This is a genomic window from Nocardia sp. KT25-26, from assembly GCF_056627695.1.
Window position 1 is genome coordinate 3,871,478 of sequence record NZ_CM152813.1, and the last position, 14,232, is coordinate 3,885,709.

Annotated in this window: 11 protein-coding genes; 4 read left to right on the forward strand and 7 right to left on the reverse strand. The window is 70.1% G+C overall.

The window, feature by feature from the left end; translation table 11 throughout:
• Window positions 1-174 precede the first annotated feature (174 nt).
• From AC1HFH_RS17645 to AC1HFH_RS17655, 3 genes are read left to right on the forward strand one after another with little or no spacing between them, the layout of a single operon-like run.
• The gene (locus AC1HFH_RS17645; RefSeq protein WP_480243889.1) at window positions 175-2,340 is read left to right on the forward strand and encodes a thiamine pyrophosphate-binding protein; all 2,166 of its coding nucleotides are present in this window, start codon (window positions 175-177) and stop codon (window positions 2,338-2,340) included.
• Window positions 2,337-3,008 (forward strand): SRPBCC family protein, encoded by a 672-nt coding sequence (locus AC1HFH_RS17650; protein ID WP_480243890.1) that lies wholly within the window; start codon window positions 2,337-2,339, stop codon window positions 3,006-3,008. The genes AC1HFH_RS17645 and AC1HFH_RS17650 overlap by 4 nt, the downstream gene beginning before the upstream one ends.
• Window positions 3,009-3,015: 7 nt before the next feature.
• Complete coding sequence (locus AC1HFH_RS17655) at window positions 3,016-4,041, forward strand: 3-oxoacyl-[acyl-carrier-protein] synthase III C-terminal domain-containing protein (protein ID WP_480243891.1); 1,026 nt, start codon at window positions 3,016-3,018, stop codon at window positions 4,039-4,041.
• Between the two features lie 65 nt (window positions 4,042-4,106).
• Here AC1HFH_RS17655 and AC1HFH_RS17660 read toward each other — a convergent pair whose 3' ends face one another.
• The 6 genes from AC1HFH_RS17660 to AC1HFH_RS17685 form a co-directional block, all read right to left on the reverse strand.
• Window positions 4,107-5,138, reverse strand: a complete 1,032-nt coding sequence (locus tag AC1HFH_RS17660; protein ID WP_480243892.1) for a hypothetical protein — start codon at window positions 5,136-5,138, stop codon at window positions 4,107-4,109.
• A gap of 46 nt (window positions 5,139-5,184) precedes the next feature.
• Entirely contained in the window at window positions 5,185-5,682 is a 498-nt protein-coding gene (locus AC1HFH_RS17665; RefSeq protein WP_480243893.1) for a PspA/IM30 family protein, read from the reverse strand.
• A gap of 184 nt (window positions 5,683-5,866) precedes the next feature.
• The gene (locus tag AC1HFH_RS17670; protein ID WP_480243894.1) at window positions 5,867-6,634 is read right to left on the reverse strand and encodes an alpha/beta hydrolase; all 768 of its coding nucleotides are present in this window, start codon (window positions 6,632-6,634) and stop codon (window positions 5,867-5,869) included.
• Window positions 6,635-6,755: 121 nt separating this feature from the next.
• Window positions 6,756-9,257 (reverse strand): phenylalanine--tRNA ligase subunit beta, encoded by a 2,502-nt coding sequence (pheT, locus tag AC1HFH_RS17675; RefSeq protein ID WP_480243895.1) that lies wholly within the window; start codon window positions 9,255-9,257, stop codon window positions 6,756-6,758.
• 37 nt (window positions 9,258-9,294) lie between these two features.
• Entirely contained in the window at window positions 9,295-10,356 is a 1,062-nt protein-coding gene (gene pheS, locus AC1HFH_RS17680) for a phenylalanine--tRNA ligase subunit alpha (protein ID WP_480243896.1), read from the reverse strand.
• A gap of 190 nt (window positions 10,357-10,546) precedes the next feature.
• Window positions 10,547-11,971 (reverse strand): MFS transporter, encoded by a 1,425-nt coding sequence (locus tag AC1HFH_RS17685; RefSeq protein WP_480243897.1) that lies wholly within the window; start codon window positions 11,969-11,971, stop codon window positions 10,547-10,549.
• A 105-nt stretch (window positions 11,972-12,076) separates the two neighbouring features.
• On the opposite strand from AC1HFH_RS17685, the gene AC1HFH_RS17690 reads away from it, so the two are divergent.
• Complete coding sequence (locus AC1HFH_RS17690; RefSeq protein WP_480243898.1) at window positions 12,077-12,670, forward strand: TetR/AcrR family transcriptional regulator; 594 nt, start codon at window positions 12,077-12,079, stop codon at window positions 12,668-12,670.
• 200 nt (window positions 12,671-12,870) lie between these two features.
• On the opposite strand, the gene AC1HFH_RS17695 is transcribed toward AC1HFH_RS17690, so the two are convergent.
• Window positions 12,871-14,214 (reverse strand): family 1 glycosylhydrolase, encoded by a 1,344-nt coding sequence (locus AC1HFH_RS17695; RefSeq protein WP_480243899.1) that lies wholly within the window; start codon window positions 14,212-14,214, stop codon window positions 12,871-12,873.
• Window positions 14,215-14,232: the final 18 nt, after the last annotated feature.

Below are 14,232 nucleotides of genomic sequence, written 5' to 3' on the forward strand. Positions count from 1 at the left end.
AGTGTTAACGTCGACCTCGTCGACGGCTATCTCCCAGTAGATCGCCTATTTGCTGCCGGGTCGCGGATCCGGTGGCGCACCGCGACACGTGCGGGCGTGCCGTCCCGGTACCGGGGTGCGGCAGGTGGCACGGCGGGCACGGTGCGAACCAGCCGGCCGACGAGAAGAGGTCCCATGCCGGACAGGGTCGTGGACTACTTGGTGCGCGCCGTGTCGGCGGCCGGGGTACGGCATGTCTTCGGCGTGGACGGCGCCAATATCGAGGACCTCTACGATGCGATCTTCGACTCCGACCTGACCGGCGTGGTCGCCAAACACGAGTTCTCGGCGGCCACCATGGCCGACGGGTATGCCCGCACCACCGGCGGGCTGGGCGTGGTCGCCGCCACCTCGGGCGGCGGTGCAATGAATCTGGTCGCCGGGCTCGCCGAGTCGTTCGCGTCCCGGATACCGGTGCTGGCGTTGATCGGGCAGCCGCCTACCGTGCTGGAAGGTCGCGGCGCGTTCCAGGATTCGAGCGGCGGCCCGGGCACCATCGATGCGGTCCGGCTGTTCGGTTCGCTCACCCGCTACTGTGCGCGGGTGGAGTGTGCCGAGGACCTCCCCGACCGGCTGGGCCGGGCGCTGTCCGCCGCTCGCGCCGGCGGGCCGGCGGCGCTGCTGCTGCCCAAGGACGTGCAACAGAGCAGGCTGGAAGCCCACGCGCTCCCCCGGCATACAGCACGTGCCCACCGAGGCGATCAGGCCGGTCTGCGCCGGATACACGAGACACTCGACGCCGCCCGGCGCACCGGCAAGGTGGTGATCATCGCCGGTGCTCAGGTCGCGCGCGACGATGCCCGGGATGCGCTGGCCCGGCTGGCCGACGAACTGGACGCAGTCGTCGGGGTCACGCCCGACGCCAAGGATGTCTACGACAACGCGCTGCCGAGCTTCGGCGGGGTCGTCGGCGCGATGGGGCATCCCGAACTGGTCACCGCGATCCGGTCGGCGGCACGATGCCTGCTCGTAGGAACCACGATGCCGGTCATCGCGCGGGCAGGGCTGGAGGAAGCGCTCGGCGCGATACCACCGGCCAGCGTCGGCGCCGAGCGGCCACACCTGCCTGCGATCCATCTGCCGAGCACCGACCTGGCGGCGACCCTGGCCGAGCTCGCCGACCGGTTCGGACCGGGCGGCGGGATGCCGTCGGCGGGACCGGTCACGGCCGAGCCGCTGCCCGCCCGGCCGGGCGATCCGCGATCGATCCCCGCCGGATCCGACCCTGTACCGTCGACTCCCCGGCCACTACCCGCCCGGCCGAGCGATCCCCCCTCGATACCCACCGAATCCGACCCAGCACTATCGGCTGCCCGGCGGCTGCCGTTCCGGCCGGGCGATCCCCCCTCGCTGCCCACCGGATCGGACCCGGCACCACCGGCTCCCCGGCGGGCGCGCGCCGCCACGCCGGGACAATCCCCGGCGGCGCCGCCCGCCCCGGAACCCGATCGACCGCCCCGGCCGACGCGGCAACGGGCCACCGGCACCGGCGTGACGCCGGCGACCGAACCCCGGCGGACGCACTCCGCAGCTCCGGACCGGGCAAGCCGGGGACCGTGCACCACCGATACCGGTCCGCCACCACTGACGCCGCTGGCCGTGCCCGCCGCCGGTGGTCCCGGCATCCGGTACCGGGAACTGGTGGAGACCCTTTCGGTGGCGCTGCCGGCGGGCACGGATGTGTTCGCGGATGCCGGCAACACCGGCGCCGCAGTGGTACACCACCTGCGGGTACCGCGGGGTGGTCGGTTCGTCGTCGCGTTGGGCATGGGCGGAATGGGGTACGCGTTCGGCGCCGGCGTCGGATCGGCGTTCGCCCGCACACCCGGCCTGCGCGAGGTCGATCCGCCGGACCGGCACCGAACCCGGTCCGCCCCCGCCACCGGTGGCTCGGCTGTCGGTGGGCGGCATACCGTGGTCATCGCCGGTGACGGCGCCTTCTACATGCACGGCACCGAACTGCATACGGCGGTCGAACATCGACTGCCGGTCGTTTTCGTCGTCTTCAACAACAATGCGCATGCCATGTGTGTCACCCGGGAACAGCTCTTCTACCGAGATCGATACAGCTTCAACAGATTCCGCACGACACAACTCGCGGCCGGGATGGCCGCGATGTTCCCGGGGCTGCCCGCGTACACGGCGCACACCGCCGGCGAGCTGGCGGACGCACTGGACCGATGCCTGACCGCGACCGGACCGTCCTTTCTCGAGGTGGTCTGCGACCCCGACGAGATTCCGCCGTTCGCCGCCTTCCTCAATCCACCGGCAGCACCCGAACCCGTCCAGGAGGTTTCGTGACCACGAACGCCGAACTCCCGCTCAGCGATGTCGGGGACCGGGAGATCACCGGTGTCCTCCGAATCGAGAACTCCGATATCGAGACCACCGAGCCGCTGATCCTGGACCGGATGCGGTCGGTGTATCCGCACGACCGGATCTACGGTGACTTCTGCCCGGTGCAGGGCTTCGTCGCGGCACCGCCCCGGGCAGTGTACGAGTACCTCTCGCACACCCGGTCATTGGAGGAATGGACCTACAGCCTGCGCGGATTCGCCGAAACCGCCGAGCCCGGCCTGTGGCAGGGTTTCGACCGGCTCGGCGAGACCGACGATTTCGACACCGAGATCTATGTGCGCACCGTCGCCTGCCCGGACGCGATGACGATCGACTACCACTGCGCCTGGGATCAGGGCCGGCACCTGTGGATGATCTATCTGATGCGGGTGGTGGACGCGCAGGTGGTGCTGAACAAACCCGGCTCGGTGGTGATGTGGAACAACTGCCATCACCCGTTCTACGACGAGAACCCCTTCCCGGAGTCCGCGCCGGCCGGCCGGGAAGGCTGGGTCGGCGACTTCTGGGACATGTTCGCCCCCGGACACCAGCTGGAGCTGGACAATCTGACGGCCATCTGCGAATACCGTGCGGCGCACGGGCTGCCGATCACCCCCGACTGGATGAGCTGAGGTACCCATGACCGCCACCGGACCCGTCGTCAGCCTCGCCGACGTATCGTCGTATCTCCCGGGCGATCCCGTCGGCACCGACTATTTCACGCCGTTCGCCCGTTCGGAACGGATGGCCAGGAACGTCATGTTCCGCGCGCCGCGTACGCGCCACCACGTCTCCCGGGATACGACGGCGGTGGACATGATCGAGCAGGCCGTCGCACCGCTGGCCGAACGGCACGGGCCGGACCTGCTGCCCGGTATCGATGTGCTGCTCACCCACACGCAGTTGCCCGACAATCCGGTCCTGGGGTGCGGTCCCGAGGTGGCGCGGCGGCTCGGGATGCGCCCGTCGGTCGCCTACGATATCCACAACGGTGGCTGCGCCGCTTTCGTGCACATGATGGCGCTGGCCCGGATGATCCTGCAGCACAGCGCGGCCCGCACCGCGCTGATCGCCGTCGTGCAGAACACCGCGGGCCCGGTGTTCACCCAGACCGAGATCCGCAAGCTCGCACAGGCGCCGGTGCCCGGCGACGGCTGCGGTGTCGGGCTGCTCATCGCCGACGACCGCGCCCCCATCCTCGATATCGAATGCCGCACCTACCCCGAATTCGCCGGCGATATGGCGTTCTCCACCAACGGCGAACGCAAGTACTGGGAGCCCGGCGACGGCCAGCCCTGCGTGCATTTCTCCGATGCCAAGATCGCCAAGGTGTTCGCCCGCGGCAACCGCCTCGTTCCTGAGGTCGCGCACGCGGTCTGCGACCGGATCGGCGTGCCGGGGCGCGAGGTCGACACCTTCGTCACCAACCAGCCGAACCGGCTCTTCCTGCGCAACTGGCGCGAAGCCCTCGAACTCCCCGTCGAACGGCACCCCGACACCTTCGACCGCTGTGGCAACCTCTTCGCCGCCGGCATCCCGGTCACCCTCGACATCGAGAACCGCGCAGGCCGCCTCCGGAACGGTTCGACCGTCCTGCTGTCGGCTTTCGCCCACGCAGGCGATTTCGCGGCCGCCGCCGCAGTCCGCTGGGGCGCGGCCCGCTGAAGGCCGCGCCCCGGATCCCGCTGAACTTCGCGGTGGTGGCCCGCCGGGTCGACTGACCGGGCGGCTCAGGCCGGAGCGACTTCGCCGAGGATCTGCAGCACCTGGTCGGAGTGATAGAAGGGTTCGAGGCGTTCCCGGATGAGGTCGGTGAGGACACCGTTGCGTTTCGCCGATTCGACGACGGCCGGGCCGTAGCGCAGGATCTCGGTTTCGATGTCCGCGGCGGACAGGCCGAGTTCGGCCAGCATGTCGGTGAGCGAGTGGTTGCGGTAGCGCTCGTAGAAGACGTCGACGCATTCGCGGACCAGCAGGCCGAAGTATTCCTTCTCCCGGGTGGTGACGGCGATCTCGTAGCAGAGTTCGACCAGTTCCCGCAGATCCTTCGAGGTGAGGTATTCGCGCAGGCCGGCGACGGGTTCGTCGGCGTGCAGATCCCAGAACTCCATGGCGGCGGAGTGCACGGGGGCATCGCGCAGCATTTCGCGGATCGCGTTGTTGGTGCGTTTGAGTGCGTAGAGCGCGCTCTTGCCGGCCAGGTCGCCGACGAAGGTGGCGTCGGCGGCCTTCTTCGCGCGGTTGGCGGCGGACTGGCCGAGCGACATCAGCGACGAGACACCGGGGATCTTCTCGGCTCGTTCCCGGTTGGCCTGTACGAAATCGCCGATCAGCTTGTCGACGAACCGGGAGGCGACGGTCGCCACGAGGGGGCTCTCGGTGAGCCGGTCCAGGATCCGCTCCTGCGCCTGGTGCATGCCGAAGATCTTCTCCAGCAACGCCTCCACCGGTTCCCGGTCGACCACATCGCCGAGGGTGTATTCGGTATTGGCGGCGATGTGATCGTAGATCGCGTCGGCGAACGGCCCGACGGTGTCGGCGAGGACGGGGCTGCCGCCGATCCGGTCGACCACCGTGGCCACGGTCTGTTCGGCCGCATCCGGTTCGACGACCGAACCGAAGGTGATGGTCTCGCCGACCGCGAGAACCGCGGCGACATCGCGGGCGACGACTTCGGCGAACCGTTCCCCGGTCACCTCGCCGAGTAGAAAGTCGACCTGTGCGTCGAGAAGCCGGTCCGCGATGTCGCGGGGCTGAGTCATTCGGTGTCCACCCATCTCGCTGTCGGGCGGGAGGACCCGGGTCGGCTCAGCTGTCGTCGCCGCGCATGGAGCGCCGGATCTGTTCCAGGCGTTCGCGCGCGGCTTTCTCCCGCGCCTCCCACTGTTCGTCGGCGCTGCGGCCCGCCGGGGTCTGCCGGTCGAGCTCGTCCATCCCCTGCGCGGCGCCGAAGCGCTGCTCGACCTTATCGCGCACCGAGTCGAATGTCGGCACTCCGGAATCGGAATACCCGCCGGTCGTGGCAGGTGCGCCGACCCCAGGCGACGATACCGGTACCGTCGGTACCGGAAATCCTCCGGCTACCTGCGCAGACGCACCGACAGCCGCCTCCCGGCCCGATACCGGTCCCGGCGCCGAAGTGTCCGGATTCACAACGGACTCCGACCCGGTATCACCCACTTGATCCAGCGCTTCGGCCACTCGCGTCAGCGCAGGCCGTCCGGTGACCGCCCCGCGCAGCACCGCCACCAGTTCCCGGTCGGGCAACTCCGCCAGTTGCCGCAGGATCTCCTGCTCGTCACTCATACCGCCAGGCTACGTCGCCCGCGCCAGGTGCGGCGCCCGGAGACCCGGCCCCGGCCACTGCCACGCCCTTCCATGGCGATCCACTGCACTCCCATCACCCGGCCGGTACGGAATCCGCGGCCGCCACGACCGCACCGTTCCTGCGTCGGGAGTCAACTCCGAATGCGTGCGCCCGCCGGTCGGGTCAAGAAGGCAGGATCTGTTCTGCCCAATCGGCGATGGTCGCCGCCCAGCGGGGGCCGAGTGCATCGATGACATCGTTGTGCCCGGCTCCCGGCACGATCATCAGCTGTTTGGGGTCCGCCGCGGCGGCATACAGGCGTTCGGCATGCCGTACCGGGAGCAGTTCGTCGCGGTCGCCGTGCATCATCAGCAGCGGCACCTGCAGGGACCGGATCCGGTTCAGGCTCGGATAGGCGTCCGGAACCAGCGGCGCCGGCAGGAACGGGTAGACCGAACGCGCTGCGTCCCGCATCGAGGTGAAGGTGGACATCAGGATCATCCCGGCCGGTGGATGCTGCTGCGCCAACTCCAGCACCACGCCGCCGCCGAGCGATTTGCCGAGGTAGAGGATCCGGCCCGGGTCGACACCCGACTGTTCGAGCAGCACCCGCCGGGCGGCGTGGGTGTCCAGGTAGGTGCCGCGTTCGTTCGGCCGCCCGGGGCTGCGGCCGTAACCCCGGTAGTCGAAGGCGAGCACATCGAATCCGGCCGCGTGCAGCTGTCCGAGGATCGGCACCCGATCGCCCAGGGCGCCGCCGTTGCCGTGCGCGTACAGGATGTGGCCGCGCGGATTCCGGGCGGGAACCCACCAGCCGTGCACGGCCGGCCCGTCCTCGGCCACCGGATACACGTCGGTGTACTCGGCACCGAACGCGGCCGGGGTCGCCGCCGAACCGGGTTCGGGGTGGTAGATCATCGCATTGAGCAGGGCCGTCGCCGGGTGTTGCATGCCTAGCTTTCTACTCCTGGCGCGACGGCGGGGGATGCGCAGGGGTTCCGCACGGCCGCAGATGCACGGAACCGGCTCCCGGCGCAATGCCGGAAGCCGGTTCTGCGGCCGAAGCCGATGTCTAGGCGCGGAGTTCGGCCCCGACCGCGCTGCCGGCCGCGGCGACCGCGGCATCCCGGGCAGCGCTCGCCTCGTCCTCGGTGAGGGTGCGGTCCGCGGCCCGGAACCGCAGTGCGTAGGTGAGCGACTTGCGGCCCTCGCCGAGCTGCTCCCCTTCGTACACGTCGAACAGTGCGATGTCCTCCAGCAGGTCGCCGCCGCCGGTGCGGAGGGCGTCCTGGACGCTCGCGGCGGGCACGCCCCGGTCGACGGTGACCGAGACGTCCTGGAGGACCGCCGGGAACGGCGATACGAGGGGCGCGGGCCGGGATTCCTGCAACGGCAGGGCATCCAGGTCCAATTCGACCGCACAGGTGCGCGGGGGCAGGCCCGCGCGTTCCAGCACCGCCGGATGCAGCTCGCCGGCATGGCCGACGACGGTCTCGCCGACGACGAGTTCGGCGCACCGGCCCGGATGCCACGGCAGGTAGGCGCCGGCCCGCCGCTCGATGGTGACACCGGCGGCGTCGGCGACGGCATCGACGAGGGCGAAGGCATCGGCGGCGGTGGCCGCCCGGCCCGGACCCCACGGGCCGCGTGGTTCCCGCCGACCGCTGAGCACGGCGCCGATATGCACCGGCTGCGCGGGCAGCGAGCCGGTCAACTCGGCGATCTCGGCGTCGGTGGGCCGGCGGTCGACCGGCAGCGCTTCGACGGCGCGCGTCTCGGCACCCGGCTGCACCACCTGGGCGATGGCGTAGATCGCCAGGTCGCGGGCGCCCCGGGAGATGTTGCGGGCCGCCACCTCGAGCAGCCCCGGCAGCAGGGTGGTGGCCAGCTCGGGCCGCTCGGTGTCGAGCGGGTTGAGCACCTTCGTGGTGGTCCGGCGCGGATCGTCGGCGTCCAGTCCCCAGGTGTCGAACACCCCGGCCGGCAGGAACACCGGGGCCGGTACCTCCACGGCGCCGGCGAAGGCGAGTGCCCGGCTGACCGCGCGTCGGCGCCGCTGCGGCGCCGTCAGGCCCCGGCCCGCCGGTGCGGTGGGCAGCACGGACGGGATCTGTTCCAGGCCCTCGAGGCGCAGTACTTCTTCCACCAGGTCGGCGGGCTGGGTCAGGTCCGGCCGCCAGCTCGGCGGGGTGACCAGCAGCTGCCCCTGCCCGGCATCGCTGACGACCACCTCGACACTGCACCCGACCTGAGCCAGCCGACGCACTGCCGTACCCGCCGGGTAGGTGACTCCCGCGACCCGGTCGGGCAGATCGATGTCCATCAGGATAGGCGCCGGTCCGTCGACCGGCACTCGCACGTCGGTGAGTACCTCTTCGACCGTGCCCCCGGCGATCTCGGCCAGCAGGGTGGCGGCGCGATCCAGGGCGGCGATGTTGATCTCCGGGTCGACCACTCGCTCGTACCGTTTGCCCGCCTCGGAGACCAGCTTGTGCCGGCGGGCCGTGCGGTACACCCGCAGCGGGTTCCAGGTGGCTGCTTCCAGCAGCACATCGGTGGTGGCGGAGCCGACCTCGGTGCCGGCACCGCCCATCACGCCGGCCAGCGAGACCACGCCGGAGTCGTCGGCGATCACCACGTCTTCGGCGTCGAGCACCCGCTCGACGTCGTCGAGGGTGCGCAGCGTCTCCCCGCTGTTCGCCGAGCGCACCACCAGTGCCCCGCTCACCTTCGCGGCGTCGAATGCGTGCAGCGGCTGGCCCAGTTCCAGCATCACATAGTTGGTGACGTCGACGGCGGGCGAGATCGGGCGGACTCCGGCGAGCAGCAGCCGGCGCTGCAGCCACCACGGGCTGACCGCGTCCGGGTCGATACCGGTGACCTTCCGGGCACCGAACCGGGTGCACTGCGAATCCGGCTCCACCCGCACCGGCCAGGCGTCGGTCTCGTGGTCGGGCAGTGTGCGCACGGCCGGGTCGCTGTATTCGAGGTCGAAACCGCAGGCCAGTTCGCGAGCCAGGCCGCGCACCGAGAAGCAGTAGCCGCGGTCCGGCGTGATGTTCAGCTCGATGATCGTGTCGTCGGTTTCCAGCAGGGCGTTGGCATCGTCACCGGGCTCGGCCGAGCCGGGCTCGAGCACCAGGATCCCGGAGTGGTCCTTGCCGATGCCCAGCTCGGCGACCGAGCAGATCATGCCGCGGGACATGTGCCCGTAGGTCTTGCGCTCGGAGATCTCGAAACCACCGGGCAGCACGCCGCCGGGCAGCACCACGACGACCAGGTCACCTTCGGCGAAATTCCGGGCGCCACAGACGATTTCCTGCGGTTCCGGATTTCCGACGTCGACCTTGCAGAACCGGATCGGCTTCTTGAACTCGGTGAGTTCGGTGATCTCGACGACCTTGCCGACGACGAGGGGCTTGTCGACGGAACCGGTCACCGGGTGCAGCGGGTCGACCTCTTCGACCTCCAGCCCGACCCGGACGAAACCGGCATCGAGCTCCTCGGCGGTCACCGACCACTCGGGGGTGGTCCGCTGCAGGATCTCGGTCAGCCAGGACTGCGCTACTCGCACTCGAGGACTCGCTCTCTTGGATCGTGGGGGTTCGGGGTCAGGACCGGATACCGAAGGGCTGCGTGAACCGCACGTCGCCCTCGACGATGTCGCGCATGTCCGGAATGCCGTTGCGGAACTGCAGTGTGCGCTCCAGACCCATCCCGAACGCGAACCCGCTGTATTCCTCGGGATCGATACCGCTGGCGATCAGCACCTTCGGATTGACCATGCCGCAGCCGCCCCACTCGACCCAGCCGGCGCCGCCCTTCTTGTCCGGGAACCACACATCGACCTCGGCCGAGGGCTCGGTGAACGGGAAGTAGTTGGGCCGCATCCGGGTCCGGGTGTCGGGGCCGAACAGGGCCCGGGCGAAGGCATCCAGGGTGCCGCGCAGATGCGCCATGGTCAGGCCCTTGTCCACGGCGAGACCCTCGACCTGGGAGAACACCGGCGTGTGCGTGGCATCCAGTTCGTCGGTGCGGAAGGTGCGGCCCGGGCAGACCACATAGATCGGCAGGTCGCGCTCCAGCATGGACCGGACCTGCACCGGGGAGGTGTGGGTGCGCAGCACCTGGCGGGAGCCCTCCGGAGCGATATGGAAGGTGTCCTGCATGGTGCGCGCCGGATGGTCGGGCAGGAAGTTCAGCGCATCGAAGTTGAAGTGCTCGGTCTCCACTTCGGGCCCCTCGGCGACTTCCCAGCCCATGGCCACGAAGACGTCCGCGACCTGCTCGGAGATCACCGTGATCGGATGCCGGGCGCCGACCGGTTCCCGGCGCGCGGGCAGGGTGACGTCGATGGTCTCGGAGACCAGCACCGCGGCGTCCCGCTCGGCCAGCAGCGTGGCCTGGCGCGCCTCGTAGGCCTCCGAGACCCGCTTGCGGGCGACATTGACCCGCTTGCCGGCGTCCGCCTTGTCCGCCTTGGGCAGCGCGCCGACGCCGCGCTGGGCGAGCGCGATCGGCGACTTGCCACCGATGTGCTCGGTCTTCGCGGTGGCGAGGGCATCCAGGTCGGCCGCGGCCGCGAACGCCTTCTCGGCCTCCGCCGCGGCTGCTGCGAGGGCTTCCTCGGTCAGCGAGGCGAACTGGTCTGCTCCGCTCTTGTCGTCGGCCACGATCTTCTCGTCTCTCCCCTGGGCTCGGTTCCGGGCCTGCCTCGTTGCACACCCGCATTACTGCTGGGTAAATCCTATTGTGTGGGCCGCGACGCGGTACACCCGGCTGACCGACACGTCGTGCCGGTCCGGCGCGGCCCGCCGCCCCGGGTGCGTTTACCCAGGTGGCGCCGCGCCGGATCGGGCGGGTTCAGCGCGATTCGGCCACCGGGTCGGGGCGCCGGGGCAGGAACAGCGCCGTCACCGCCGCCACGGCCACCAGGGCGGTACCCACCCAGATCGCCGGGATCAGCCCGTCCACATAGCGCTGCGGATCGGTGTAGGCCCCGGTGGCGGCGAACACCGAACCGAGCACCGCGATCCCCATCGCGACCCCGACTTCCCGGAGCGTGCTCTGCACGCCCGACGCCATTCCCTGATCGGCCGGCGCCGCACTGGCCATCACGATGGTCGCCGAGGGCGCGAAGGTCAACCCCATCCCGACCCCGGCCAGGAGGAACGGCGCCACCAGCGAACCGTAGTCGACGTCGGTCGTCGTGATCAGCGCCATCCAGCCGAGCGCACCCGCCAGCATGGCCTGTCCGAGGCCGATCAGGGTGCGGGCGCCGACCCGGTCGATGATCAGCCCGGCCAGGGGGGCGACCACCATCGGAGCGAGGGTCCAGGGCAGCGTCCGGACCCCCGCCTCCAGCGGGCTGTACCCCTGGACGACCTGGAAGAATTGAGCGAGCAGGAAGACCGAACCGAAGACCCCCGCGGAGAACGCGAACAACACCAAATAGCTGACGCTGAGCCCGCGGGCGGCGAACATCCGCAGCGGCAGCATCGGATCCCCGGTCCGCCGCTCCCAGAGCACGAACACGATCAGCGCCAGGGTGCCACCCACCAGCGCGGACAAGACCGGGGCCGAGGTCCAGCCGTCTTCGTCACCGTGGATGATGCCCCACACCACGGCGAACACCCCGCCGGCCGACAGCACCAGTCCGGGCAGGTCCAGCCGCCGCGCCACACCGCGGGATTCGCCCAGTACCGCGACGGCGAGCGGCAGCGCCACCAGCCCGATCGGCACATTGAGCCAGAAGATCCACTGCCAGTTCAGCCCGTCCACCACGGCGCCGCCGATCACCGGCCCGAGTGCGACGCCGAGTCCGGCGATACCGCCCCAGATGCCGATCGCGGCACTGCGCATCCGATCCGGCACGGCGGCCGTGAGCAGGGTCAGAGACAGGGGCATGACGGCGGCGGCACCGACTCCCTGTAGTGCCCGGCTCGCGATGAGCATGCCGGGCGTGGTCGCCAGGGCGCAGGCCGCCGAGGCCACGGAGAAGACGACGATACCTGCGAGATAGACCCGCCGACGGCCGATGCGGTCGCCGAGGGCGCTCGCCGACAGCATCAGCGCCGCGAAGGACAGCGTGTAGGCGTTGACGAACCACTGCAGGTCGGCGAGCGAGGCACCCAGTTCGGTGCGGATCACCGGCAGTGCATTGGTCACGACCAGGTTGTCCAGCGTGACCATGAACATCGGGATGCCGACGGCGGCGAGGACCGCACCGAGCGGCCGCGAGGTCGAGCCGGGCGCCGGGGGCCGGGCGGGGGCGAGTGTCCGAGTCATATCCAGTCCTTGTTGTAATCCACTGATTACTTACCTGGCAGAGTGTTACGCATCGGCTGATAACATGTCAACAGGTGGATCTCACGACCGAAAGGAAGAGGCACGATGGCCGGCCCGACCAGAACCAGGCTCACTGCCGCCGAGCGCAGCGAGCAGGTGATCGACGCCGCCGTGCGCGCCTTCGCCGAGTCCGGCTACGCGGCCACCAAGACCGACGAGATCGCCCGGCTGGCGGGTGTCTCGCAGCCCTATGTGATCCGGCTGTTCGGATCCAAGCAGAACCTTTTCCTGGCGGCGTTGCAGCAGGTGTGCGACCGCATCGAGGAGGTGTTCCGCAGCGCTCCGGTGGACCCGGACGACTCACCGGCCGAGGCCATGGCGAAACTCGGCCATGGGTATCAGACCTTCCTCGCCGAACGCGAACTCCCCCTGGTCCTGCTGCACGGCGCCTCCGCGAGCTCCGATCCCGAGATCGGCGCACAGATGCGGGACCGGTTCGGCCGGATGTACCGGCTGATCGGCGAACTGAGCGGCACCGGCCCCACCGAAGCCCGCCAGTTCGTCGCCACCGGCATGCTGCTCACGATCATGACCGCCATGCAGGCCGTCGGCCCGGACGTCGCTCCGCCGGACTGGGCCGCGGAGATTCTCGGGGACCTCGAGGCCACCACCCACGGTGCGCCGGGAACTGCCTGCTGAGTCGCCCCGCTGCCACCGGTGGCAGCGCTGCCCGGCACCACATCGGTTCGCCGAACAGCCATCCGAAGCGGCGCGCCGGGAATTCGCGGCCGAGCCTCGGCCGGCACGCTCGAAGGCGCTCGGCGCACCCCGCCGCGACCCGGGCGGCACAGCCCGGCCGAACCAGGCCCCGCCGGTCGACCGGACCGCCGCCGACCGGCTCAGCGCGGCACCGTGACCGGATCGAGGCAGCTGGCGGCAGCGTCGACCAGCGAACAGGGCTGCGGCATACGCGTGGGGCGGTAGCCGGCCGGAACACCCCCGGCCGCGGTGATCGCGGTATAGGCGGCGACCGCATCGGTCGGGCGGCGGGTCAGCTCGGGATCGGTCCGCACATCCACCGTGTAGAGACCGAATCGCGGCGTGTAGGAGCCCCATTCGTAGTTGTCGGTGAGGCTCCAGTAGTTGTATCCGACGACATTCATGCCGTCGGCACGGGCACGCTGCAACCAGTAGACGGTGTCGGTGAGCAGGTCTGCGCGCGTATAGCCGTCGGCACGCGGGCGCCCGTTCTCGGTGGGCATTCCGTTCTCCACGATATCGAGCGGCCGATCGGGAAAGCGGCGCGCGTAGTGCCGCAACGCGTAGTAGATCCCTTCCGCCTGCAGCGGCATGTTCCACAGCGAATCGACGTTCTGTGCCGCTGTGAGCACGGTCCCGGGCGAGATCCCGTAGTAGTAGTCGATGCCGATGTAGTCGAGCCGCGCGCCGATCCGGTCCAGCAACGGACCGTTGACGGCATCCTCGACAGCGGGGATGTAGGCGACATTGCTGGTCACCTGTGCACCCGGCTGCACGCGATGGATGTGGTCGTAGATCGCGTTGTGCGCCTGCGCGATCCGCTCCTGCATCACCGGAACATCGGTCGCCGCCAGACCACCGTGGCGCACCTCGTTGGTCATGTACACCGCGGGCTCGTTGAAGGTCACCCACAGCGGATCCAGCGCCGCGTACCGGTCGACGATCCGGCGGGCGTTGGCCAGCCAGTCCTCGACCATGCCCGGCCCGGCCCAGCCACCCCGGTCGACCCGCCACCCCGGGTACACCCAGTGGTCGAGGGTGAGCATCGGCCGCATACCGGCCGCGGTCACGGCGGCGAGGACGTCGTCGTAGAAGGACAGCCCGCGTTCGTCCCACGTCCCCGGCCGCGGCTGCACCCGCGCCCACTCGATGCCCAGCCGATACACCCGGACACCGAGCCGTGCGGCCAGTGCGATATCGGACCGGTACCGGTGCCGGAAGTCGATCGAGTCGAGATACGGGTCCTCGGTCCGGCCCGCCGCGATGTAGCGAGTCCAGTTGCTGTCGGGTGCATCGCCTTCCGACTGGAATCCGGAAGAGGCCACGCCCCAGAGGAATCCCGGCCCGAACGGCGCGAGTTCACCTTCGGCTCCGGCCACCGGCAGCTCTCCCGCGATCCCCGGAACCAGTGCCGCCGTTCCCGCCGCCCCGAGTGCCGCCAGCAGTCGGCGCCGGGTCAGCGGTCCTCCCGATCCGCTCGTCATCCAGGCAATGTACGCCCG